General features: G+C 58.5%; 20 protein-coding genes. 7 read left to right on the top strand and 13 right to left on the bottom strand.

Annotation, left to right across the window (positions count from 1 at the left end):
- Positions 1-6 precede the first annotated feature (6 nt).
- The 4 genes from Z946_RS0111615 (at position 7) to Z946_RS20660 (ending at position 4430) form a co-directional block, all read left to right on the top strand.
- Positions 7-1584: a class I adenylate-forming enzyme family protein gene (locus Z946_RS0111615; RefSeq protein WP_025055905.1), complete on the top strand. Its 1578-nt coding sequence runs from the start codon at positions 7-9 to the stop codon at positions 1582-1584.
- Positions 1581-3143, top strand: a complete 1563-nt coding sequence (locus tag Z946_RS0111610; protein ID WP_241461327.1) for an acetolactate synthase large subunit — start codon at positions 1581-1583, stop codon at positions 3141-3143. The genes Z946_RS0111615 and Z946_RS0111610 overlap by 4 nt, the downstream gene beginning before the upstream one ends.
- A 97-nt stretch (positions 3144-3240) precedes the next feature.
- Complete coding sequence (locus Z946_RS21590; RefSeq protein ID WP_160170278.1) at positions 3241-3417, top strand: hypothetical protein; 177 nt, start codon at positions 3241-3243, stop codon at positions 3415-3417.
- Between the two features lie 62 nt (positions 3418-3479).
- Positions 3480-4430 carry an AbrB family transcriptional regulator gene (locus Z946_RS20660; protein ID WP_338152265.1) on the top strand — a complete coding sequence of 317 codons (951 nt, stop codon included), beginning with the start codon at positions 3480-3482 and terminating at the stop codon, positions 4428-4430.
- Positions 4431-4481: 51 nt separating this feature from the next.
- On the opposite strand, the gene Z946_RS21110 is transcribed toward Z946_RS20660, so the two are convergent.
- The 3 genes from Z946_RS21110 to Z946_RS0111590 all read right to left on the bottom strand — a co-directional run bounded on the left by Z946_RS21110 (position 4482) and on the right by Z946_RS0111590 (position 8814).
- On the bottom strand, positions 4482-7088 hold the full coding sequence (locus tag Z946_RS21110; protein ID WP_025055903.1) for a methyl-accepting chemotaxis protein: 2607 nt from the start codon (positions 7086-7088) through the stop codon (positions 4482-4484).
- Between the two features lie 105 nt (positions 7089-7193).
- A complete protein-coding gene (locus Z946_RS0111595; protein WP_025055902.1) occupies positions 7194-8051 on the bottom strand; it encodes a GNAT family N-acetyltransferase in 858 nt (285 codons plus the stop codon).
- Positions 8044-8814 (bottom strand): polysaccharide deacetylase family protein, encoded by a 771-nt coding sequence (locus Z946_RS0111590; protein WP_025055901.1) that lies wholly within the window; start codon positions 8812-8814, stop codon positions 8044-8046. Before Z946_RS0111590 ends, Z946_RS0111595 begins: the two co-directional genes overlap by 8 nt.
- Positions 8815-9010: 196 nt before the next feature.
- Between Z946_RS0111590 and Z946_RS0111585 the strand changes: the two genes are divergently transcribed.
- Genes Z946_RS0111585 through Z946_RS0111575 form a run of 3 tightly spaced genes read left to right on the top strand, consistent with a single transcriptional unit; the run spans position 9011 to position 13324 of the window.
- Positions 9011-10057 carry a 2,5-dihydroxypyridine 5,6-dioxygenase NicX family protein gene (locus Z946_RS0111585; RefSeq protein ID WP_025055900.1) on the top strand — a complete coding sequence of 349 codons (1047 nt, stop codon included), beginning with the start codon at positions 9011-9013 and terminating at the stop codon, positions 10055-10057.
- Positions 10054-11370, top strand: coding sequence for an acyl-CoA dehydrogenase family protein (locus Z946_RS0111580; RefSeq protein ID WP_025055899.1), 1317 nt, complete (start codon positions 10054-10056; stop codon positions 11368-11370). Before Z946_RS0111585 ends, Z946_RS0111580 begins: the two co-directional genes overlap by 4 nt.
- Before the next feature lies 1 nt (position 11371).
- Positions 11372-13324, top strand: a complete 1953-nt coding sequence (locus Z946_RS0111575; protein WP_025055898.1) for an alpha/beta fold hydrolase — start codon at positions 11372-11374, stop codon at positions 13322-13324.
- Here Z946_RS0111575 and eda read toward each other — a convergent pair.
- The 10 genes from eda to Z946_RS0111525 form a co-directional block, all read right to left on the bottom strand.
- Positions 13321-13962: a bifunctional 4-hydroxy-2-oxoglutarate aldolase/2-dehydro-3-deoxy-phosphogluconate aldolase gene (gene eda, locus Z946_RS0111570; protein ID WP_037969185.1), complete on the bottom strand. Its 642-nt coding sequence runs from the start codon at positions 13960-13962 to the stop codon at positions 13321-13323. The genes Z946_RS0111575 and eda overlap by 4 nt on opposite strands.
- A 10-nt stretch (positions 13963-13972) precedes the next feature.
- Complete coding sequence (edd, locus tag Z946_RS0111565; protein ID WP_025055896.1) at positions 13973-15781, bottom strand: phosphogluconate dehydratase; 1809 nt, start codon at positions 15779-15781, stop codon at positions 13973-13975.
- A 98-nt stretch (positions 15782-15879) separates the two neighbouring features.
- Positions 15880-16626 carry an SDR family oxidoreductase gene (locus Z946_RS0111560; RefSeq protein ID WP_025055895.1) on the bottom strand — a complete coding sequence of 249 codons (747 nt, stop codon included), beginning with the start codon at positions 16624-16626 and terminating at the stop codon, positions 15880-15882.
- Positions 16627-16637: 11 nt separating this feature from the next.
- Positions 16638-18092, bottom strand: coding sequence for an aldehyde dehydrogenase family protein (locus Z946_RS0111555; protein WP_025055894.1), 1455 nt, complete (start codon positions 18090-18092; stop codon positions 16638-16640).
- Positions 18093-18182: 90 nt separating this feature from the next.
- Positions 18183-19559 carry an FAD-dependent oxidoreductase gene (locus Z946_RS0111550; RefSeq protein ID WP_025055893.1) on the bottom strand — a complete coding sequence of 459 codons (1377 nt, stop codon included), beginning with the start codon at positions 19557-19559 and terminating at the stop codon, positions 18183-18185.
- Positions 19552-20415 (bottom strand): isocitrate lyase/PEP mutase family protein, encoded by an 864-nt coding sequence (locus Z946_RS0111545; protein ID WP_025055892.1) that lies wholly within the window; start codon positions 20413-20415, stop codon positions 19552-19554. The genes Z946_RS0111550 and Z946_RS0111545 overlap by 8 nt, the downstream gene beginning before the upstream one ends.
- Positions 20412-21032 carry a cysteine hydrolase family protein gene (locus tag Z946_RS0111540; RefSeq protein WP_025055891.1) on the bottom strand — a complete coding sequence of 207 codons (621 nt, stop codon included), beginning with the start codon at positions 21030-21032 and terminating at the stop codon, positions 20412-20414. Before Z946_RS0111540 ends, Z946_RS0111545 begins: the two co-directional genes overlap by 4 nt.
- Positions 21029-23092 carry a hydantoinase/oxoprolinase family protein gene (locus Z946_RS0111535; RefSeq protein ID WP_025055890.1) on the bottom strand — a complete coding sequence of 688 codons (2064 nt, stop codon included), beginning with the start codon at positions 23090-23092 and terminating at the stop codon, positions 21029-21031. The genes Z946_RS0111540 and Z946_RS0111535 overlap by 4 nt, the downstream gene beginning before the upstream one ends.
- The gene (locus Z946_RS0111530) at positions 23089-24798 is read right to left on the bottom strand and encodes a hydantoinase B/oxoprolinase family protein (protein WP_025055889.1); all 1710 of its coding nucleotides are present in this window, start codon (positions 24796-24798) and stop codon (positions 23089-23091) included. Before Z946_RS0111530 ends, Z946_RS0111535 begins: the two co-directional genes overlap by 4 nt.
- The gene (locus Z946_RS0111525; RefSeq protein WP_025055888.1) at positions 24795-25361 is read right to left on the bottom strand and encodes a tautomerase family protein; all 567 of its coding nucleotides are present in this window, start codon (positions 25359-25361) and stop codon (positions 24795-24797) included. Before Z946_RS0111525 ends, Z946_RS0111530 begins: the two co-directional genes overlap by 4 nt.
- Between the last annotated feature and the right edge of the window lie 43 nt (positions 25362-25404).

Raw genomic sequence — 25404 nt, 5'->3', positions numbered from 1 at the left:
GCTGATATGATCCCGATAAATCCACCTATTCCGCCAGCCAGCCTGTCTGAAACAATCGTTGACCGCATCCGCAGCAACGCCAAGTCGCATCCAGATAGGTTGGCGCTGGTTTGCGGCGACCAGCGCCTGTCGTGGGGCGCGTTCGACATTGACCTGAACGCGGTGGCCAATCTGCTGCTTGATCTCGGACTTGAGCGTCAGGGAAATGTGGCAATCCTGTCGCCCAACTCCATCCCCTACGCGACCTTGTTCATGGGCATCATCCGTGCGGGCGGATGCGTCACACCGCTGTCGTCCATGGCATCTCCGCAGGCGCTCGAAAAAATGCTGCGCGACAGTGCGCCAAAGGCGATTTTCGTCGCAAAGCAATACCTCGATCTGGTGGACGGCTTCCTGCGCGACCTCCCGATTGAACGCTTTGCAATTGATTTCGAACACCCTGACTATACGCCATATATCGCCGCATTGGACGCTGCCGCCAAGACCGACCCGATGATCCCGATCGACATGGATGACCCGTTCAACCTGATCTATTCATCCGGCACCACCGGCACTCCGAAAGGGATCGTGCAGAACCACGCGATGCGCGCCGCGCAAATGGACCGCGTGACACCCAACGGCTACGATGACAACGCCCGCACGCTCATCTCGACCCCGCTCTATTCCAACACCACCATTGTGGCTTTTGTCCCCACGTTGTTTGGCGGATCGACCGTACATCTTATGCCAAAGTTCGACGCACTCGGGTATCTTGAGATCGTGCAGGCAGAGAAGATAACTCATACGATGCTTGTCCCTGTGCAATACAAACGCATCATGGATGTGCCGGACTTCGATGACTTTGATCTGTCTTCAATGCGCGTCAAATTCTCAACCTCCGCCCCTCTGCGCGCCGATGTCAAAGCAGACGTTCTGGCCCGCTTCCCCGGCAAGCTCATCGAATACTACGGCCTTACCGAAGGTGGCGGTGTAACTGTTCTCGTGGCTGACGAATTTCCGACCAAATTGCACACTGTTGGCAAATTGGCCCCCGGCAATGACATCCGGCTGATCGACGGCGCGGGCAAAGAAGTCCCACAAGGCACTGTGGGCGAGATTTGCGGGCGCGGACCAACCATGATGGCAGGCTACTATGGCCGGGATGACCTGACTGCAGACTACATCTGGCGCAACGCAGAGGGCGAGGTGTACTTCCGCTCCGGCGATATGGGCAGCTTTGACGCCGATGGCTTTTTGGTGCTGTCCGACCGCAAGAAAGACATGATCATTTCTGGCGGTTTGAACATTTACGCCAATGATCTAGAGCTTGTCCTGCTTGAAGACCCCGACGTGACCGACGCCGCCGTAATCGGCATCCCGTCCGATGCTTGGGGCGAAACGCCCTTGGGGCTGGTTGTCCTGCGCAATGGCGCGACCCGCAGTGCCGACGACATCCGCGACCGCGCGAATGGAGTGCTTGGCAAAAGCCAGCGCCTTGCCGGCGTAGAAATACGCAATAGCCTGCCGCGCAGCACCATCGGAAAAATACTGAAGAAAGACCTACGCGTCCCCTATTGGGCCAACACACCGGAGCCAAAAGCATGAGCGATACACCGACAATGAACGGAGCCGAAAGTCTGGTACATACGCTGATCGATAGCGGTGTGGACGTATGCTTTACCAACCCCGGCACGTCAGAGATGCATTTTGTTGCGGCTCTCGACCACATCCCCGGCATGCGCTCCGTGCTGGCGTTGCAGGAAGGTGTCGCCACAGGTGCTGCGGATGGATACTGGCGGATGAAGGGCAAACCTGCGTCCACCCTGCTCCACCTCGGTCCCGGTCTGGCCAATGGCCTGTCGAACCTTCACAACGCGAAGAAAGCAGGCTCGGGCGTGGTCAACATCATTGGCGAACATGCCGCCAGCCACATCGAGCTGGATGCGCCCTTGATGTCCGACATCGAAGGGATTGCACGACCCGTTTCCCATTGGGTGCACACGTCGAAATCCGCCGCAACTGTGGGTGAAGATGCCGCACGCGCGGTTCAGGCAGCGCAGGTTGCTCCCGGCCAGATCGTATCGCTGATTTTGCCCAGCGACACGGCTTGGAACGAAGGGGGCGTGCGGCATGATCCCCTGCCCGTCCCCGAACCGGAAGTATTCGCAATCAACCTGCTTGCTGATGCAGCCCAGGCGCTTTTGGGACCGGAAAGCCTGCTGCTCTTGGGTGGCGCGGCCCTGACCGAAGACAACCTTCACATCGCGGGACAGATCGCTGCAAAGACCGGATGCAAACTGCAGTCTGAGTGGGCCAATGCACGGATGGAGCGGGGTGCGGGACGTGTGATCGTAGGTCGCGTTCCCTATCCGATTGATATCGCGCTCAAGGTACTGGCACCGTTCAAACGTATCGTCCTAGTAGGTGCCCGCCCTCCCATCGGTTTTTTCGCCTATCCCGGCAAACCGGCTGTTCTGACGGCTCCGGATGCCGAAATCGTTCCGCTCGCACCCGCAGGTACTGATCTGACTTCTGCACTTGAAGCGCTTTGCGTGGCGACCGAAGCCAAAGAAACAGCACCCGCGCATGTCGCCAAAGCAGACCTTCCCGACCGTCCCGAAGGACCGATCACGCTCGACAGTCTTGCCACGTTGATCGGCAGGGCGATCCCCGAAAACGGGATCGTTGTGGACGAATCCGTCACCACAGGCCGCGCTTTCTTCCCTGCGACGCAAGGTGCACCCGCGCATACTTGGCTTAACAACTGCGGGGGCTCTATCGGGTATGGGCTGCCCGCCGCCATTGGTGCCGCCGTCGCTTGCCCAGATCGCAAAGTGATGGCCCTGACCGGTGATGGATCGGCGATGTACACGGTGCAAGCGCTATGGAGCATGGCCCGCGAGGACCTTGATATAACAGTGTTGATCTTCGCCAACCGCAGCTATCAGATCCTGCGCGGGGAGCTGACGAACGTGGGAGTCCAGAACCCTGGTCCTCGTGCGATCGACATGCTTTCGCTCGACCGCCCCGCGCTCAACTGGGTGGAGATGTCGCATTCGATGGGCGTATCTGCCAGTCGCGTGACCACTTGCACTGAGCTTGAGGATGCGCTCGCTGACGGATTGGAAAGCACCGGACCGCGACTGATCGAAGTTGCTCTTTAGGCACTGACAGGTGGGGCATATGCGGGATCTCTAATCAGGCCATCGCGCGGCAGAGACCCTTTTGCGTCAAACAGGCCGATACATTCGTGCTTTGTACTTGGCATTCTCGACAGTAGTCCACATGATCCGGCCAATAACTGACATCGTCGGATCGGCCTTCATGCGCGTTTCTATCTCTACCGCTGTGTCGATATTGTTCTCGGGCGGCGTGATATCGGGATGCTACGAACAAGCAGTGTCGGCCGAAACGCTCGGCGGCTGGTGGCGCACCTGATGCAAATCGGCTTCACATTTGTTATCGCGTCGATCAGCGTCGCAGTGTTTCACTACCGCTGACTGCCCCTGCCAGGGCTGCTGGGGCCAATTTTCGCCTGCTTAAGTGCCGCGTTGACTGGTGTGCCAATGGGCGGAAACAAACCCCTGAACGAAGCGATGCGCACCATTCTCGGCGTCGTCGTCGGTGCCACATTTACGCAGGCTTTACTCTTTACGTTGTTGGGCTTTTGGCCAACTTTATTGATGATACCAGTGATGGATGGCGTCATAAGTGTCATCGGCGTACCCTATTTTCATCGTGTCTGGGGCTATGATTTTGCCACCAGCTACTATGCAACGATGCCCGGCGGCTCGCAGGATATGCTGGTCTTTGGTGAAGAAGCAGGCGGCAATGTCAGGGCCATGTCTTTGATCCATGCAACCCGCGTTCTGGTAATCGTCGTGGCGCTGCCGTTTCTTTTGCAAAGCGTTTGGCAAGCGGATCTGAGCACCCCGCCCGGTGCGCCTGTCGTAAGTATCCCGCCCGATCAGCTTTTGATGATGGTGCTTTGCGCACTTTTTGGCTGGCAGATCGCTAAGCGGATCGGCTTATTCGGTGCGTCTATTCTTGGCTCGCTTATCGCTGCGGCGGCTTTAGCACTTGTCGGTGTATTACATCATCGTCCTCCGGTTGAGGCGATCTGCGCCGCACAGTTCTTTATCGGGATGTCTGTCGGCGCAAAGTATGCCGGAATTTCACTGACCGAGATCCGTCGGGATCTAACAGCGGGTCTGGGGTTTTGTGTGATCCTCATCATCCTGACAGTGATTTTCGCGGAAGTTATCTATGCTGCGGGTCTTGCCCCACCGATGGAAACCCTGCTCGCCTTTGCGCCGGGTGGTCAGGCAGAGCTAACCGTTCTGGCACTGATCGTCGGTGCGGATATGGCTTTTGTCATTGCCCACCATGTATTGCGGATAATCATTGTTATTCCGGGTGCCCCTATATTCGCGATGCTGTTCAAAACCTGACGGTAAAGGGTGGCCATCGACGACATCCAACAGCTGGCCAGAACACTATTCTCAAGCGGCGACCGACCCGGACCCTGCCGTGTCTTGTGCCTGTTCACCATCAATGAAACCATCATCTTTTTCGCTGCCGCCCGCATGAACATTCTCACTAATTCTGAAGCGCGAAGTTGTCGCACGCAGATCACGGGCCTCATCAGCCAGAACGTGACTTGAGGCCGTGACCTCTTCGAAAGATGCCGCCTGCTTTTGCGTGACAGCATCAATATGGCCCACTGCGTTTGTGATCTCGCTGATACCCGCGGATTGTTCGGTCACTGCGGTTGATACCTCGTTAACGCTTGCCGAGATTTCCAAGACGCTTTTGGCAATGTTTTCGAGGGACATCTTTGCGCTTGCAACTTTGGTCACACCTTCGCTCACCGCATGATCACTTTGTTTGATGACTGTTCCGATCTCTTGCGCGGCATCACTTGCACGTTGGGCGAGCGAGCGGACCTCGGACGCGACCACGGCAAAGCCTCGTCCTGCGTCTCCCGCACGTGCCGCTTCTACGCCTGCATTCAGTGCAAGCAGATTGATCTGGAAAGCGATATCGTCAATGACAGCTGTCACCCGCGAAATCTCGGTCGAGCCTTCTGCGATCCGGTCCATCGATTCCGCCGCCTCCGACGCGATAACCTCGCTCGACTGGGCCGCCGTGCTCGCGTCAATCGCGGTTGTGCGTACTTCATCCACGTTTGCACTCACATTTTTCAAACTGGCTGCCAATTCCTCAAGAGCTGCGGATGTTTCCTCGACCGAAGCCGCGTTCTGTTCTGCCTGCCGCGAAAGCTGATCAGCGGTCTGGCGAAGCTCTTCTGAAGAGCCGGAAAGGGTCAGCCCGCTTTCGGAAATGTCACCGATCAAAAGCGTAAGTGCATCGATCATCGTGTTCACGTTATTCTGTAGGTCAGCGAAAGCACCCTTGAAATTCCCTTCCATCCTCTGCGTCAAATCTCCGGCTGCCACTCTGGCCAGCTGTGTGCCAGTCTGGGTGATGCCATGGTCCACAGCCTCCATCAGGCTGTTGATGTTCGTCGCAAGCATTATGAGGTGCTCATTCTTGAAATCCGCTTTGACACGGTCCGAGAACCTGCCAGCGATCGCGGACTCTACCACTTCACCGAAAGATGTGCCCAAGTCGCGCATCATGTTTTGGGTTTCCACGGCGCGCCGCTCATCAATTTCTTGCCGCTCACGGGCGAGCCTGATGGAGTCCTCAGCAGCGGCCTCACGCTCTCGGTTCATTGCCTGCATCTGCGCCTGTGCGGTCTTTTGCTCGGCCATCAGCCGTTCCCGTTCGATCGCATTTTGTCGGAATATTTCTGTCGCGCGGGCCAAATCACCGATCTCGTCCTCGCGCTCCTTTCCGGGCACAGCATCGTCGAGATGGCCGCCAGCCACAGCTTTGACTGTGGTGGTAAGGTTCTGGATTGGGCGCGTGACAGCTTTTGAAAATAGCAGTGCGATAAACAGGGCCGAAGCGAGTATTATAAGTGAGACAACGCCTGAAAGAAGGACGGCCCATGTCCGCCCCGCCATCAAAACACTCTTGTCCTGTTGGACTATTGCAGACCACTGCAAGTCGAGCCCTTCTACCGGCGCACGAAAGCCCATTACCTGTTGTTGATAATGTCCGATACCATCGAAATGCCCACCTGCGGCTTCATCAAGTTGGGAAAGATGATCCCACCCCGGAAGTATTTTCAACGTGTCATCCTGAGATGTTTGAACAGAATCGGTGCGCAATTGCCCGTCCGCACCCACGACCAAACCATCGCTCGTCTCCCCGAGCCCCTCAAGATCGGCGGCGGTCGCATTAAGCCAGTCAACCGGCATCTGATAGGCCAGCACACCGACCAGCGTTCCCTGCCCGTTAAAAACGGGACGGGATATAAATGCGGCAGGGGCATCATTGCTGGGAGCATAGGGCGCAAAATCGACAAATGCAGGTGCGCTGTGCTGGGGAAGCTCCAAACCTCGCCGGAATGCCTCGGCAAGGCCGCTGTCCTTCCATTCGCCAGTCAACATGTTGGTGGCGAAATCTCTCTCTTTGAAAACGCTGTAGACAAGGTTTCCTTCGGTGTCGAAAAGGAAGATGTCATAATACCCCATGCTGTCCTGCAAGCTGTTGAAAACAGGATGATAGACCGCATGGATGAACCCGTAACTTGATCCGGTGTCCGCCTTGACCAGCGCATCCTTCTCGCCCAAGGGCGCAGGGTTTTCGGTGATATAAGTGCGGGTCAGCGTATCCAGAGCATTTTGCGTGCTTTTGAAACCGTCGGTCAGCGCAAGAACCGCCTGAATGGTGGACGGTCGTTCCGCTGTCTGGTTCAGATCACGCTCGATCGTATGCAAAAGCGTCGAAATGTTTTTTGACGTTAGGGTCGCCACGCTTTCCAGTTTTTCACGTGCAGCTTGCTTGAGAACCGCACCGGTCAGGATCATGTTCGACGCAGTAAGGATGGCAATCGTTACTGCCACCAACACCCCGATGATGACCGGCAGCTTAACCCCGATCTTCAGATTTCTGATCCCAGTAAGCATCCGGATATCTCCCACAGCTACGCCCTGCATCGGAGCCGCCTGCCAAAAGACAAGCATCGCCGCGTGCATGTGCGCAGGCTTACCTTGGAACTGGTTTCAGATTGATAAACGCGATGGCATGTCGCTGGCCGTGTCTATCAAGGCACGGCTATCCGGCCATACGAACAGATCACGTCAGTGGATCTTGATGTTCAGCAAGACGCATTCAGAATACAACATATCGATCTCAGACGGGGCCAAAAGACCGGGCTGACAGTATCGGGGCGTCGCAAACTCGCGGACTTCATCACATTCAATCCCCGGTGCGGCAAAGCGACGGTCAAGCGACAGAATCGCGCCTTCACTCGGCAGAACCGCTGCGGCGATCTGTGCAGCATAGCGGGCAAACAACGGTTGATTACCCAGATACATGATCTCATGCGTGGTATACTCATCGTGTTTCTTTTGCGGATAGACGACCAGCGTGACCAGACCGTCCGGCGTTTCAACCGTCAGGTGCCGCAAACGCAATCCCTGATGGTCGGCCACCACTTTCCGGTCCTTTTCACTGATACGATCCCCCAAACTGAGCGGATCATCATGCAGCTTGAACCCCGCCTCGGGCGTGCGTGGGTGCCAAACCAGACGTTCCTTATCCAGCACTGTAAGTCCGGCGTTGACCAATACGCTCACCGCTGCCTTGGCAGATGAGAAGTTCGTAACAGTCACCTCAGGATCGGAAGTGGCAAGCGCGAGCATCTTCTGCCCGATCCCCTGTCCGCGATAATCGCCTAGGACATACCATGAGGTCATATCCGCCGTTGTGCGCCGTCCCCCGGTCGTCATCCGGTCTGCATAGACGAGACCCAGTACTCCGATCAGCCGCCCTTCGTCACGAACGGCGATGGCATAGCGTCCTTCCGGTCCACACCACCGACCGGCCAGCAATCTGCGCCAGCCATCAATGTCCCATTTCGCCCGTTTAAAAACAGTATTCATGAATTGCGCGATCTCTTCGCGCTCTTCGGGGCGGGCGTAGGCGATATCAACCATGGGACTGCTCTTTCATTTCATCGTTCAATGTTATCCACCGCACGCGGTTTTTGTGGTTCAGCCGCGTGACCAGCGCATCGCAAAAATCCCAAACTTCGTCAGGGGTCTGGAGGTGGTGGGTCAACAGGCCGGTCGGTTCGGACGCGTCTCCTTCGGTGCGGCGCTGCCGCAGATGGGTGACGCATTGCGCAAGCGTCTTTTCCTCGCCGGCAAAACGCGCATCGGGGCGCCAGCGCAAAGGTTCGATGTGGGCGTTATAGTGCGTAAGGCCCGCAACAGGTGCCGGACAGGGCCGACGATCAAAAGTAGACAGCACAGGATAGCCCCAACCGTTCAGGTGCGGCAGAACCTGCTCTCCGATACGGGTCCACGGTGGCACAATAACCGGTATCAGGTTCGGTAATTCGGCCGCCTGCATCCGCTGCCAGCCGGTGCGAAGATCGGCGTGGATCAGGTCCAGATCGCGCGACACACCGACCTCTGAAGCACGCATGCCTTTGGGCTCGTGGTTTTTGTGGGCAAAGCCGTGTTGCGTTGACCATACATGCGGCGCTGCTTTCAGCATCGGAGCAAGGCCACGATCAATGGCCACTGGAATCACGGCCAGATGCAGCGGCGCGTTATGGCGCCCGGTCAGAGCGATCAAGCGGCCCAAAGCATCGGTCGGTGCCTCTGCATCGTCATCACGCCACCAGAATGTCGGCTGCTCCCCTGCGGCATGCCACAGATCAAGCTCTGCCTCTAGATCGTCCCAAGTTGCCATAACGCTTTGCCTTGCTGCTGGGTGACTGTCCCCTCACATCAAATCACGCAAGGAAAGGCAAGCAAGGGGGCGTTTTATCACACTGTCGTGCATCGTGTTGCAGCAACTGTTTCCACCACATAGCGAGAGGATTGTTGACACGTCACACACCTCTGGAATCTACTAAACCGTATCGTAAAATTTTTGGAATCACCTCATGATGCAAGAAGTCCCTGAAGGTAAATGGATTGCCTCTTTCAAGCGTGTCTTCGCGCTGAACGGGATTGGCGAAGGGACAGAGGTCGCTATTGTCGCCGAAACCCAGTCCCGCCCCGTTCTGGCGCAGCTTGCGGGTCTGGCGCTCTATGATCTGGGCGCGGTGTATTCCACAATCATGCTGCCCAGCGCGCCGCAAACTGCACCAGTTCCCGTAAAATCCACCGGCACGAGTGATGCGATACAGCACAAGCGGCATGTGATCGAAGCGCTCAAATGCGTCGAGGTCATCGTCGATGTGACCGTCGAAGGATTGATCCACGCGGAAGAGATGGCTGAGATCGAGCAGGCTGGCACACGGCTGCTGGTCATCTGTAATGAACATCCCGAAATACTTGAGCGCACCGAACCACGTGCTGAATTGGGGCCGAAGGTCGCGCTGGGGATCGAGATGCTGCGCGATGCCGCTGAAATGCGTGTCACATCTGCGGCAGGCACGGATCTGGCCATCGACATTCGCGATGCTCCATGCGGTGGCACGCCCGGCTTTTCCACACGCCCAGGTGCCGTTGATCACTGGCCCGGAGGGTTATGCCTGTGTTTCCCCGGTGAGAACGCAGTGAATGGCACTGTGGTGATGAACACCGGCGACATGAACCTCACGTTCAAAGACTACCTGCGCGACCCGGTCCGTATGATTGTCGAGAAGGATTACATTACTGACATCCAAGGCGATAATCTGGATGCCGACCTTTTTCGCGCATACCTCTCCGCGTGGGACGATCCCAAGGCTTACGGCTTTTCGCATGTGGGCTGGGGCATGAACCCCCATGCCCGTTGGGAGAGCCTTGCCCTTTATGACAAGGGCGACATCCAGGGAACCGAATTCCGCGCGTGGGCCGGAAATTTCCTGTGGTCCACAGGGTCCAACCAATACGCAGGTCGCTTTACGCTGGGACATTTCGATTTGCCCATGCGCGGCTGCACCATTTCCCTAGACGGCACGCCAGTCGTGATCGACGGCACACTCCAAGGAGACCTCGCATGAGCAGTTTTCACGATTATTACAACACGCAGGACTGGGACCCAGAATTCCTGCGCATGATGGAGCTGGTGAACGAGCTGGGCCGGACCCGCTTTGCGGAGCGTGCGGTGCAGGTGGATAAGGATGCAAGCTTCCCTACCGCCAATTATGAAGACTTTGCCGAGCATGGATTTCTGCGACTGGTGATCCCCAAAGAATTTGGCGGTTTTGGTTTCTCACTGGGTCAATACGCAATGATCGGATCGGAGATCGGCAAGTACTGCGGGGCCACGGCGCTGACGTTCAACATGCACACGTCGTCTATGATGTGGTCGCGGTTTATGTATGAATTGCCCAATCTCACCGACGCCGACCGCGCCGCATTCGCCCCCTTGCGCGAACGCCAGTTTCGCAACGTGGTCGAAGACAATGCAATCTACTCACAGCCCATTTCAGAAGGCGGCACCAACTGGACATCCAAACCGATCCAGACCAATTGCAAAAAGGTTGATGGCGGTTGGTTGATCAACGGATTCAAGAAATTCGCCTCGCTTGCCGGACACTGTGACTACTACTCCATCGTCTGCACAGAACATTTCGAAGGGGTTGAGCCGCGCCACGAGGACACGATGAACTTTGCCGTTCACAAGGACACACCCGGTTTGCAGGTGGTTGGCGAATGGGATCCCATCGGGATGCGTGGCACCCACTCCAAGGACCTGATCCTCAAAGATGTTTTCGTCAAAGAAGAAGAGATGATGATGCCGCAGGGGATGTTCGTGCGCACCCTGCCACAATGGCCGCATATGATGGCAACACTGACGCCCGCATACATGGGCATCGCGCAGGGGGCCTACGACTATACCGTTGCATACCTCAGCGGAAAGGTTGACGGGCTGCCCCCGATTGACCGACGCATCTATCCGACGAAACGCGCGACGGTCGCAAAGATGTACCAAAAGCTGACAGAGATGCGGACCCTATGGCATACTGCTTTTTCCGAAGCGCGAGGCTATCCCAGCAAGGCACAAGTCATGCGGCTGTATGCGGCGCAATACGCTGTGATGGAGGGTGTGCAAGAGATGACGGCGCTGGCCATCCGCACCTGTGGCGGACAGTCGATGCTAAAATCACTCCCGCTCGAACGGATGTACCGCGACAGCCGGTGCGGCGCGTTGATGCTTCCTTACACCACTGAAATCATGGAAGATTACCTCAGCATAATGACGCTTTATGATATGGATGAAATTGACAATGTGAGCGATGCAACAGCCAGCGCTCGGGTCTCGCTCTGGCGACCGGATACCGAATTTCTTGCGGCGCAAGCTGCCGAGTAGGATGCCCGTCAAAACTGTTCATTGTATCGGCACCTCTGATCGCTCTGCTGACGAAATATGGGCGGTGGCCGCCGAATTCGCCGCCCCGTGGCACCCGATGATCGACTGGATGGCGCTGGAGCCCGCGTCAGGCGGCAGGATCATCAGGCGCTTTGCAGCCAAGGGTGACGATCAGGTGGTGCGCGAACAACTGACCTATCTCAGTCACAGCGATCGTATCTTCGCCTATACCGCGCTTGAGGGGATCACCGGGGCGGACCGTTACGACGCGTGGTTGCAGATCAGCGATGACGGCACCGGTTCACGCTTAAACTGGTCGGCGGATATCGACGCAGAGGCGACGCGCGCACGTCAGATCGCGCAGGGCACCGAAGCAGTTTTTAAGGCCGGAATAGAAGCTTTGGCGTCCGGCCCGCTGAAGCGGAGCAAAAACCGTTCTTTGCCGGATCCCGTCAAGACGACCACAACCCAGATAGCGGGCTCTCCCTCCCTCGCAGTGACGACACTCCGGCGGAAATACCCGGACAGTAAGGTTTTGTGCCTTTTCCTGCATGGTATTGGCGGCAACCGCAGCAACTGGGACACCCAAGTATCCGCCTTGGGAAGTATGATGCCGATGGCGTCTTTGGACCTGCGCGGCTACGGCGACAGCGAGCTTGGCGCGGCGCAATCCACTCTTCAGGATTATTTCGACGATATTGATCGAGTCATGGACCACTTCGGAGCGGAAAAGCTGGTGCTTTGCGGCCTTAGCTACGGCGCTTGGATTGCGGCGAGCTACGCGCTGCAAAAGCCGGAACGGATGGCGGGTCTGGTGCTTTGCGGCGGATGCACCGGCATGTCCGAAGCATCAACTGAGGCCAGAGACGCCTTTCGAAATGCGCGGCAAGTGCCACTGGATGCCGGACAAACGCCTGCCGACTTTGCAGATGCAGTTCTGGCCGTGATTGCCGGACCTGATGCCACGACCGAGGTCCGCGCAACACTGCACGCATCTATGGCGGCGATCCCTTCTGCCACTTACCGCGACGCGCTGACCTGTTTTACGAACCCTCCTGCCGCACTTGCATTCGACAGCGCCGATTTTCCGGTCCTGATGATGACAGGTGAACATGACCGGCTTGCCCCGCCAACAGAAATCCGCGAGGTCAGCAAGCGTTTTGCCGCCAGCGCCGCGCCATTTGTCCAGTTCGAGGTGGTCGCGGGGGCCGGTCATGTCTGCAACCTCGAAGCGCCGGCGCAGGTGAACCGGCATTTGCACAAGTTTCTCTCGCTTTTCGCAGAGCCGCCGGCCCCGTCTGCAAAGCAAGCGCGGCAAGCTGCGAAACGCGCTCGCATTCTGGACGCTGCACTGCGTGAATTTTCCCTTAACGGCTATTCAGGCACCTCTATGCAGGCGATAGCGGAGCGTGCAGAAGTATCAAAGCCGACGCTTTACCAGTATATTGGTCAGAAAGACGCAATCCTTCGTGCCGTGCTTGAGACAGGGCGTGAGACGATCCTTGCCCCCTTTACGGAGGCGCAAACGCACACAATGGCGCGTGTACTGTGGCAGTTTTCATGGGCTTATGCGCGCCACGTACTACGACCGGATCACCTTGCTGTTGCACGCCTGATGATTGGTGAGGCAGAGCGGGTGCCGGAAGTCGTCAAGCAGTTCAATGACACGGGACCAGCGCGCACGCTAAGCGGCATCGCGGCCTATCTTACAGACCGGCGGGATGCGGGCCATTTGATTTTTGATGATGCGTATGTGGCGGCTGAACATCTGTGGTCGCTGATCTTATCAGGACCGCGCAATCACGCGCTGTATTTCCCGCAGGACGTTGCCGATGACGATACGTTGCACCGCTCCATTACAAACGGCTTGCGCGTGTTCCTTCGCGCTTATGCAAAGGATGTCGAGGGGGAACTGGCCACCCTCGATAAGATATCCGAAGATGGACCGCTTTAACGCGGCAGCTGGCTTGCTGCGCGTGCCAGCGCTTCGATCTGGTCCCAGGCCCCTGCCTTGACCAGCTCGCCCGGTGCAACCCAGCTTCCGCCTGCGCATAGAACATTCGGCTGCGCCAGATAACCGGCCGCGTTGTCGGGGTTGATCCCGCCTGTCGGACAAAACGTGATCTGCGGCAGCGGCCCGCCGATGCCCTTCAACGCAGGCACGCCGCCAGAGGCTTCTGCGGGAAAGAACTTCAGCATGTCGTATCCCCGCGCCAGCAGGCGCATCGCCTCGGACGCGGTCGCGGCTCCCGGCAGCATCGGCATGCCAGCTGCCTCCGTCGCATCAAGCAGCGCATCCGTGGCACCGGGCGACACGCCAAAGGTGGCCCCTGCGTTCTTGGCTGCGGTCACGTCGGCAGGTGTCACCAAGGTGCCTGCGCCCACATGACCACCCTCGACCTTTGCCATCTCTGCGATGACATCCAATGCAGCAGGCGTGCGCAGCGTGACTTCAAGCACCGGCAAACCGCCACGCACCAGCGCTTCGGCCAGAGGGCGGGCGTGCGCCACGTCATCAACAACCAGCACCGGAATGATCGGAGCCAGAGCACATAATTTTCGGGTCTCTACTGAGTGAGTGTTCGAAGTCATATCCAGTTCCTTACCATCCAAAGACACATGCGCCATCATCAGCTGCGCCAACCGCTGTACGGAAAGGCACAAACAATTCGCGCCCTGTTCCTGCGTGGCCCCCGCTCAGATCGGCCGTCGCCAAAGGACGGTCAGCCGCATCGGGTGCCAGGTTCTCAAGCGTTCCAGCAACAGCATCTACGCGCAGCATATCCCCGTCACGCACCTGTGCGATTGGTCCGCCGTCAACAGCTTCGGGGCAGACATGGATCGCCGCAGGGACCTTGCCGGATGCACCCGACATGCGGCCATCTGTGACCAGCGCCACCTTTTGTCCACGTCCTTGCAAAATTGCCAACATCGGCGTGAGGCTGTGAAGCTCCGGCATCCCGTTGGCTTTCGGCCCCTGAAAACGCACGACAACGATAACATCATCGGTCAGCTCTCCGGCCTTGAACGCGGCCTTCGCGTCTTCTTGCGTGTGGAAGACACGCGCAGGCGCTTCGATCACGTGGAATTCGGGCTTTACGGCTGACACCTTGATGACGCCCGTACCCAATGATCCACTCAACCGCTTTAGGCCGCCGGTCTTCTGGAACGGCTCCGTCAGCGGGCTTACGATTTTGGTATTCAGGCTTTCCTTCGTGCCGGGGCGCCATGTCAGCTCGCCATCTTGCAAGAACGGCTCTTGAGTATAGTTCTCAAGCCCCTCGCCCGCGACCGTTTTGGTATCAGGGTGCAACAAGCCACCACCCAGCAATTCACCAATAAGATATCCCAGACCCCCTGCAGCGTGGAAGTGGTTCACATCCGCCAGACCGTTCGGATAAACCCGTGCCAGCAGCGGCACCAGATCGGACACTTCGGAAAAATCTTCAGGTGTAAGGATGATCCCGCCCGCACGCGCCATTGCGACGAGATGGATCAGCAGGTTGGTGGACCCCCCTGTCGCCATCAGCCCGACCATCCCGTTTACGAAAGCCTTCTCATCCAGAATATCGCAGACCGGTGTGTAATTGTTGCCCAGCGCGGACAGTGACAACGCACGTTTTGCCCCTTCGGCAGTCAGGGCTTCTCGCATACCTGTGTTGGGGGTCACAAAACTTGAACCGGGCAAGTGCAAACCCATGAATTCCATCAACATCTGGTTGGTATTCGCGGTGCCGTAGAATGTGCAGGTGCCCGGACCGTGATAGGCAGCCATCTCTGCTTTCATCAGTTCATCGCGGCCACACTCCCCCGCGGCAAATTTCTGACGTACCATCGCCTTGTCATCGTTAGCCAAGCCGCTTGTCATCGGCCCTGCAGGCAGGAAAACAGCAGGCAGATGGCCAAAGACTTGCGCACCAATCACAAGGCCGGGAACGATCTTGTCGCACACACCCAGAAAAACAGCCGCATCGAATGTGTTGTGGCTAAGCGCAACTCCCGCCGCCATGGCGATTACATCACGGGAGAACAGGCTCAGCTCCATACCCGCCTCACCTTGCGTGACGCCATCACACATCGCAGGCACCCCGCCCGCAACTTGGGCGGTGCCGCCCACGCTACGCGCCGCTTTGCGCAGGACGTCTGGATATGTCTCGAACGGTTGGTGCGCCGACAGCATGTCATTGTAGGCGGTTACAATGCCAAGGTTGCCTCCGGTGCCGGTGGCCAGTGTTTCCTGATCCTCGCCCGCAGCAGCATAGGCATGGGCCTGACCGCTGCACGACAGATGCGCGCGCGACGGCCCTTTGCCTTCTGCGGCACGCATCCGGTCAAGATAGGCAGAACGGCTCGGGCCGCTGCGGTCGATGATACGGTCGGTGATCTCAAGAAGTGTGGCGTTCACGGTCATTGGATGCTCCCGGTCTCTATGGAATTACACTTGTTAGCGCTAACAAGGACCTTCTACTGAGGATTGGCGTCAAAAGCAACGGCTAAGGCAGGCGCGCGCTAGATGCAGCGGCCACCGTCAACTTCCATACAAACGCCCGTGATCATGCTCGCCTCGTCAGAGCACAGATAAAGTGCTGCGTTCCCCATGTCTTCCGGCGTTGAGAAGCGGCCCAACGGTATCGTGGACAGAAACTTCGCCCGCATCTCGGGCGTGTCCTCGCCCATGAAACTTTTCAGCAGCGGCGTCTCGCCGGCAACCGGGTTCAGCGCGTTCACACGCACACCGGCCGGCGCAAGCTCGACTGCCATGCCCTTGGTTGCATTATTCATCCATCCCTTTGAAGCGTTGTACCAGCTGAGCCGCGGTCGTGGACTAACGCCTGCGGTGGACGCAACATTAAGAATCGCCCCGGTCCCGCGCTCTTTCATCAACGGCACAATGGACCGCGCGGTAAGGTAAACGGATTTGACGTTGACCGCGATCACACGGTCGAAATCTTCTTCGCTGATGTCCTCCATCGCGGCAGGCAAATGGGTGACGCCTGCATTGTTGACCAGAATATCGATCTGCCCCCAAAGCGTTTGAGCGCGGTCTGCCATCGCTTGCACGTCAGCGCCGTCGGCCACATTGACGCGCATTGTCTCGACTCCTTCGCCCAACTCGTCTGACAGCTCTTGGGCCATCTCTTCGTTGAGATCAGCGATCAGGACACGCGCCCCTTCTGCGTGAAACCTTCGCACAATCCCCGCACCAAAGCCCGAAGCACCGCCAGTAACGATCGCTGTTTTACCTTCAAGTCTCATCTTTTTCTCCCTTAACCGTGCAACGCGGCAACCGTTTTCAACGTCGAGAACCCGTATAGCGCCTCGAACCCCTTCTCGCGTCCATGTCCTGACAGACCGGTACCGCCAAAGGGAAGCTCCACCCCGCCGCCTGCACCGTAGTTATTCAGAAAAACCTGACCAGCCCGCAAACGCTTTGCCAGACGCATTTGCCGTGCGCCGTTCTGCGACCAAACAGAGGCCACCAGCCCATATGCAGTACCATTGGCAATGCGAATTGCCTCCTCTTCACTGTCGAACGGGATCACCACCTGAACGGGGCCGAACACCTCATCTTGTGACAGTGTATGATCCGGAGAGGCACCTGCGAACAAGGTCGGCGCGACGTATGCGCCGCCAGAAGGCGCATCGGCGATAACCTGGCCTTGCGCTGCAATCTCAAGATCGGCCCCCTGTTCAAGAAACCCCTCGACGATCTCGCGCTGGCGCATCGACACCAACGGACCAACATCAAGGTCGTCCATCGCCGGACCAGCACGCAATGCGCTGTAACGCTCTGCCATTCCCGCAACGACTTCGTCATATCGGCTGCGGTGGACCAGAATACGCGACGACGCCGAACAGGTCTGGCCAGCGTTCTGAATGCCTGCGTTGGTCAGAAAAGGAAGCGCTGCGTCTACATCCGCGTCCTCGAACACCAGTTGAGGTGATTTGCCGCCAAGTTCCAGCGTAACCGGCACGACATTTTCAGCGGCGGAAGATTGGATTAGTTTTCCCACCCCGACCGATCCGGTGAAAGAGATGTGATTGACGCCCGCATGTCCGCTCAACGCGGCACCCGCTTCAGCGCCCAATCCCGGCACAACGTTCAACGCACCAGCCGGCAGCCCGGCATCCTGCGCGATCTGGGCAAAGGCAAGCGCCGTGAGGCACGCCTCTTCTGCCGGTTTCAACACGCAGGCATTGCCCATCGCAAGCGCCGCGCCGACTGACCGGCCAATGATCTGCATCGGATAATTCCACGGCACGATATGCCCCGTCACGCCGTGCGGCTCGCGCAGGGTATAGACGGAATAGCCCTCCAGATAAGGAATCGTGGCACCGTGGATTTTGTCGGCAGCACCGGCGTAGAATTCCATATAGCGGGCCAGTGCGATCACATCGGCGCGCGCCTGTTTCAGCGGCTTGCCAACATCCAGCGCTTCCAGCTCTGCAAGGGTTTCAACATGCTCCAACACCTTTTGCCCGATACGGTACAGGATGCGGCCACGTTCAAAATTTGGCAGACGTCCCCATGCGCCTTCCAGCGCCGCTTGCGCCGCAAGTACCGCTTTGTCGATATCCGCGCCTGTCCCCTTGGCAATCGCGCACAGCGTGCTGCCATCAGACGGATTGCGCAGCTCAAGTGTACCGCCTTCCTCGGGCGGCACCCAGCTGCCGCCGATCAGACAAAGGGCCGGATCAATGCCAAGCGGTCGGAGGGTCATATCTACTATCCTTGCTGAACCTGTCACCGCGAAAGCCTAAGCCAGTCAGGCGGCATGTTCAAAGGAAACCGCGCAGTTATTCCGGGCGGATTACGCCCCGCTTAAGGGTGTCGATCCAGCAAGACGACCCAGCACAACTGCGCTCAGCAATCCGTTGCCAGACAGGTATCCGCTGTCTGCCTTGCCCGACACGCCGCAGGCCGCCCCGCCACCCGCATAGAGGTTAGGGAAGGCGGTTCCTTCGACTGAAAGCACTTGCGCATGTTCGTTAATCTCAAGCCCGCCTTGGGTATGGAAAAGCGCACCGGTCACGCGCACACCGCAGTAAGGCGCTTGCAAACGCGTCCCGCTGAACACACGTCCGAAGGCGTCCGTGCCATCGTCTGGAATATCTCCGATGGTCTTGGTCAAGGCACCAGCAGGCACGCCCAGATCATCTGCCAGACCGTCAAGTGTGTCGTGCGAACGGATTGCCCCTACTGACTGCGCCTGCTTGAAGTCCTCGAACTGCGCTGCAATCGCGGCAATCCGACTATCAAAGATTGCGAATGCCTCACCACCCGGTTGGGACAATACCGCGCGTGCCGCTTCGGAATACCCCTGCGCCTCGTTCCAGAACCGTTTGCCGTCACGGTTCACCTGAACACCGCCCTGGGTGATGACCGCCCAGGTAATAAGAATGCCATGTGGATGGGCCACATTGCCATGCCCCTGATAGGCCCCCAGATGTTTGAGCGACGCGCCCAAGGCTTCACCCCAAAGCATCGCTTCGCCCTGATTGCCGTCATGGCCGAACCATATCCCGTCATCAATCTGCGGCATATATTTGGACACCAGTTTGCGATTGCCGCCAAAGCCGTTGCTGGCAAGGATCAGCTTTTTGCACCCTAGCGTCTCGACCCCGCCATCAGGTCGCGTCACTGCGACACCGCACATCTCATCACCATCCCTGAAGAGGGTCGCCGCGCGACGCCCGCAGATGACGTCGATGCCCTGCGCCTCACACGCCGCGCGCAATGCATTGATCAACTCGCTACCCGCACGCGTGGGCAATCCATGCATCCGGCGGCGACTGTGACCCGGATAGTCAAAGTTGGTGACAACGGAGAACGGCAGCCCATGCGTTTCGGTCAGCCAGTCAATCACGGGCCCTGCGTTCTGCGCCAGCAGGTCAACCAAGCCTTGATCGTTCTCGTTATGCGCTTTGTCCTGAATATCCTGCGCAAATATTTCAGCGGTATCGTCGATACCGGCACCGCGCTGTTGCGCCGTGCCTGCCGCAGGGATCAAACCGGCAGACAGCGCGGTTGAACCGCTTGGCACGGCATCCGCTTCGATCACCAGTACCTCTTGTCCCGCCTCATGCGCGGCCAAAGCCGCCACCAATCCGCACGCCCCGGCCCCGATGATGAGTGTCTCGCAGTCGATGTCAAACGCTGCCGGTGGTGCTGTCACCAGTTCAGTCATCGTGTTCGTACCCGGCACCTTTCGCCAGCATGTCACCCGTCCCGATGACATTGTTCAATCCGTCGAAATCAAACATCCGGTCGGAAAAGGGCCTGTTCGATCCATTGGAATGCAGGCTTGCGTAGTAATCTTGCGCCGTGCGCGCCAAGGCCCGCACAATGCCACCCGGAAAGATCGCGATGGAGAAGCCGAGCGCCTGCAAGTCGCGGGCAGAGGTGATCGGGGTTGCGCCCCCTTCAACCATGTTCGCCAGTAACGGCACACGCTCGCCAAACCGCTTGGTCACCGCTTCCATCTGCGCACGGTCTTGTGGTGCTTCGATAAACAGCACATCCGCCCCCGCCTCCAGATATCGCTCCGCGCGATCAAGGGCGGCATTCAGCCCCTCGACGGCAATCGCATCGGTGCGTGCCACGATCAGCGTCTCGTCCGATTGCCGCGCATCCGCCATCGCGGCGACCTTGCCTGCCATCTCACCCACAGGGATCAGGGATTTGTCCTTCAGATGTCCGCAGCGCTTGGGATAGGTCTGGTCCTCAATCTGCAAGGCAGAAGCGCCCGCGCGTTCATAAAGCCGCATGGTCCGCTGGGCATTAAGCGCGTTGCCAAAGCCTGTGTCGGCGTCGATGATCACCGGCAATTCAACACGGTCCGCGATCAGCGTCATGGTATCTGCCATCTCCGTCACCGATGTCAGGCCAATGTCGGGACGCCCCAGCCGCGTATAAGCGACCGCCGCACCGCTAAGATACAACGCCTCGAACCCTGCCTCAGCGGCGATGGCTGCGGTAAGCCCGTCGTAGACACCCGGGGCGGTCAGGATTGTATCGCGGGCCAGCCGCTCTTTGAGGGTCATGCCTTGCCCTCCAGCCATGTCAGCGCGTCGGCGCAGGTCTTTTGGTGCGTGACTGTCCCCAGCGACAGGATCGTGGCCTCATGCACATCGTCGCGAAAGGCCGCGCAGCCATCGGTCAGCATACAGGTCGCGATATTGCGCAAATGCGCGTCGCGCAAAGTAGAGGCAACACCGCCATTGGTGACGATCCCTCCGACAATCAGATGGTCGATGCCCATTGCGCGCATGATGTATTCCAGCCGCGTCTGGTAGAAGGCGGAATAGGCAACTTTTTCGATCACAAAGTCCGCTGGATGCAAGGTATCGACAACGGTGTGACCAAAGCTCCCCGGCTCGAAATCGCCTTTGGCAAGGAAGGGCCGCAGTTCTTTGAGGTGCGGCGCGATCAGCGGCTCGCCGTCCCGTCCCGGCACCAGCGTGAACTGCGCCGAGATATAATGCCCGCCCTTTGCCCTGAGCGCCTTGACCAAAGGGGCCACCCGATCCGGCAGAGCCGCGATACTTGCCGCGCCTTGCCCCGCACGGCCATAAGCCCCTTCGGGATGGATAAAGTCATTTTGCAGATCAATGGTCAAAAGCGCCGTACGGCTCAGATCCCATGTGGTTGGATCGCTCATGATGTCCCCTTCGCTGGCTCGATAATCGTATTGCCAAAGTCATCGACGCGGCCTTGGAGATGCGGCTCGATCAGCACCGTGGTATCAGGTTGCTCCAGAATTGCGGGGCCAGCGATCACAGTGCCAACAGGTAAATCGAGCCGGTCATAGATCGCGGTATCATGCCACGCGTCCCCGAAATGCACAGGCCGTTGCGCCTTGGGTTCGACCGCGCCGCTGGTTGTCGGAGCCAGTGTGGACAAATCAAACTTGGGTCGCTTGCCCGTCACCGCACTGCGCAGGTTGAGGATACGCCGCACACCGGCTTTCAGCAGACGGCCAAAGGTGTTCTGGTACGCCGCATCAAACGCCGCTTCGACGGCCGCAATATCGGGCGGCGTCACTTTGCCGTCTTCAACCGTCACCTCAACCGGCACGGCAACCGTATGCGTCTGCCCGACATAGGCCATGTCCAACTCGAACCGCACCTCTCGCGCTTCAAAGGTTGTGCGCGCCGCATCCAGCAGCGCCATCCCCTGATCGGTATGTAACTGCATGAATTGACCAAGCGCCTGCGTGTCCAGACCACTGACCAGCGTGTTGATCGTTTGCACGAAATCTTGCCGCATATCGGCAATCACACACCCCATGGCGGAAGTCACACCGGGGTAACGTGGCACGATGGCCCGCGCAATCCCGACCTCTGCCAGCATGGCACCTGCGTGCAGCGCCCCTCCTCCCCCGAAGGGCATGAAGGCGAAATTCTTGGGATCAAACCCCCGCTCAATACTGACCAGACGGATCGCTCCGGCCATGCGCGAATTGGCCACGCGCAGGATCGCTTCGGCGGCGGCCAATGTATCGAGGCCGAGCGGTTTGCCAACATGCGTATCAATCGCCACCTGTGCCGCTTCGACATCCAACCGGTCCAGCTTGCCGCCGATGGGGTTGTCGGGATCGATCCGCCCCAACACCACATTCGCGTCTGTCACTGTGGGACGATCGTTGCCCAAACCGTAAGCCACCGGACCGGGATCAGACCCCGCACTTTCAGGACCGATGTTCAGCAATCCTCCCTTGTCCACCCACGCGATGGAGCCACCGCCCGCACCGATCGTCGTAATCTCGATCATGGGTGCGCGAACGACCATGCCAAAGTCGATAGAAGTTTGCGGCGAGAGCATGGACCGACCGTCAGCGATCAGAGATACGTCGAAACTCGTGCCGCCCATGTCGCCCGTAATCACGTTGTCAAAACCGGCAGAGGACGCGATGTAGCCTGCGGCAATCACCCCTGCGGCGGGGCCGGACAACGCCGTGCGCACCGGCAGGCGGCAGGCGGTATCGACCGCCATCACACCACCATTCGACTGCACGATCATGAATTCCCCGTCAAAGCCGCCGTCTTTTAGCGCCGCTTCCAACCGTCCCAGATAACCAGAGACTTCGGGTTGCAGATAGGCGTTGAGCGCCGTGGTTGAGAACCGTTCAAACTCGCGGATTTCCGGCAAGATTTCGGAGGATGCAGAGACATGCGCATTCGGCCAGATCTCACGCACAGCCGCCACGGCCAATGCTTCGTTCTCTGCATTCGCATAGGCGTTGGCGAAAAGGATCGACACCGCCGCACAGCCTTGATCTATCAACTTTCGCGCAGCGGCCCGCACCGCGTCCAGATCAACGGGTGTGCGTATATCACCGCTGGCCAGCGTGCGCTCGGGCACTTCCAATCTGTTGCGGCGATCGACCACAGGTTCGAAATCCCCGCGCAAACCCCATGTGCGGGGCCGGTCGCGACGCCGCATTTCGAGCACATCGCGCAGCCCTTCGGTACAGATGACTCCGGTGACAGCCCCTTTGCGTTCCAACAGCGCGTTGGTGCCCGCCGTTGTGCCATGCACCACAACCGAAATATCCGCCAGATCCGAGACCTGCCGCCCGATGCCGTCCAGAAAGCCGCCCGACTGGTCAGGCCGCGTCGTAGGCACCTTTGCCACTGCCGCCGTGCCGTCCGCTTCGTTCAGGACAAACACATCTGTAAACGTGCCGCCCACGTCCACGCCAATCATACGACCACTCATTGTGCGACCTCCCGCCATGCGGTGCCATAGGTTTCATCCGCCTTTGTGTCAGAGATCAGCCCACGCGCCACATCCCGCGCGATGCTAGGTGCGGCACGGTCGCCCACCGTGCCATAGCCGCCACCCCCGGGTGTTTCCAGACGCACCGCCTGCCCCTGTTTCAACACGATCCCGCGCATCTTGGAAGCCAGCGGCGGCGTGGCCCAGCCCTCGTCCTGCTCGTAGGTAAAGACATTCATCGCACCATCCCCACCGTCAGCAATGCCTTTTGGCGCAAAGCGACCGCGCTCACCGAACAGAAAAGCTTCGGCCCCGTTTTCCTCAAGCACTTCAATCTCGTAAATGGCGCCCAGCCCCCCGCGATGCGCCCCTGCCCCCGCGCTGTCAGGGCGCAACGCCCATTGCCTGAACATCACCGGATAGGCCGCTTCAAGGATTTCCATAGGCGGGATCGTCGCGGTGGAAATCGGCGCATTGCCATGGTTCAATCCGTCGCCATCAATCGCACCACCATGCCCGCCACCATAAAAGCTGAACATCACCCAGGGCTGACCATTGCTGCGCTTGCCCGCAATCGACAGCGCGTTAATGGTGCCGTAAGCGTTGGCAACGACACGGTCCGGCGCGGCTCCTGCAAATGCGCAGAACACCACGTCGATCATCCGCAAGATCGTTTCCGTATAGCCACCCGTAGGGGCCGGAAACTGCGCCGACAACAAAGACCCTTCAGGTACAATCACATCAATCGGACGCATCACACCTGCGTTAGCAGGCAGGCCCGGAAAGATATGTTTGATCGCGACATAGGCGGTCGCCACCGTTGTCGGCAGCGCGATATTCACAGGGCCTGCGCATTGCGGTGCGGAGCCGGTGAAATCGAGCGTCATACGGTCGTCCTTAATCTCCAACGCCACCTTGATCTTCAGAGGTTCGTCAGCGATCCCGTCATTATCGAGGAAATCCTCCGCCTCCCAACGCCCATCGGGCAGGCCCTGCAATTCGGACCGCATCAGCGCCTCGGCGCGATGGCCCAAAGCATCAAGCGCACCGTTGACCGTATCACCGCCGTATTCATCCAGCAATTCGTCCATCCGGCGCACACCCAGATCAAGCGCCCCCATCTGGCCGTTCAGATCGCCCATCGCGGACTGCGGCAGTCGCGTGTTGCGTAGCAGGATGTCGATGATGTCCTGATTGATCTCGCCTGCCTTCGCCAGCTTGACCGGCGGCAGCACGAAGGCCTCCTGAAACACATCCGTCGCGGCGGGGTTGTAGTTGCCCGGCACCGCGCCACCCACATCATGCCAATGCCCGACAGAGGCGAGGTAGCAGAACAATTTGCCATCGCGAAAGTAAGGCCGCACCAGCCGCATGTCGCTTAAATGTGTGCCGCCGATGTGTGCATCATTGAAAATATAGATATCGCCATTCGCCAGATCGCCATCCGCGGCCGCTTTCTCGATCACCGCCTGCACGGCGAACGACATAACGCCCACAAAAATCGGCAGCCCGGATTTTCCCTGCACCAGCGTGTCACCCGTGGTCGCATGATAAAGGCCGTGGCTGGCGTCATGCGCTTCGGCGATGATGGGGTTGAAGGCTGCGCGAAACAGAGTGGCGTCCATTTCATCTGCGATTTGTTCCATACGTCCGGCAAGGACAGATAGCGTGATCGGATCAATTTCGGATGTCGTCGACGTATTCATGTGCTTGCTCTTACCTCTGCAATATCGTTCCAGACATCCTGCTGCGTGATCAGGCCGCCGATCAGTTCGAAGCGGTCGATAAAGCGGATGCCTTCAAAGTCGGTACCATCTGGCCAGACACCCGAAAGCGTACCGCGCGCGTACACGATCGCGGCATCACTGCTGGATTGCATAGCATCGAATCCTTCGTAGGTTTTGGTGACAGAGCGGTAACGCGGTGCTGCCCATTCTATCAGCTCGGACAGTTTGCTCATCGGCGCGGTTCCCGGAAACTGCATGACGAAACCATCACCCAGCATCTCCTGCGCTGTATCAATGTCGCGCCGCTCCATCGCCAGCAGATAGCTGCGGACGATTTCCTTGGGATCTGCAAGCGCGGGCGCACCGGATCTTTGTGTGCGCCCTCTATAGTAATGCTCACCCGGCATTTCGTGGATCATCACCGTCACTGCCTCGGGCGGGGCTGGGACCACAAAACGGACAGCATCCGTCAAAGCTTCACCAAGACGTCGCTTGGCCTCGGCGTCATATCCGCTCAGAATATGGACTTCGACGATTGGCATGATGCTCCCTCCCCGGATTATCTGTATTATCTATAGTACCAAT

It is taken from the genome of Sulfitobacter noctilucicola (assembly GCF_000622385.1).
GTDB lineage: Bacteria > Pseudomonadota > Alphaproteobacteria > Rhodobacterales > Rhodobacteraceae > Sulfitobacter > Sulfitobacter noctilucicola.
Note: the sequence above shows the minus strand (reverse complement) of the source record. Positions and strands in the feature narration are given on the sequence as shown.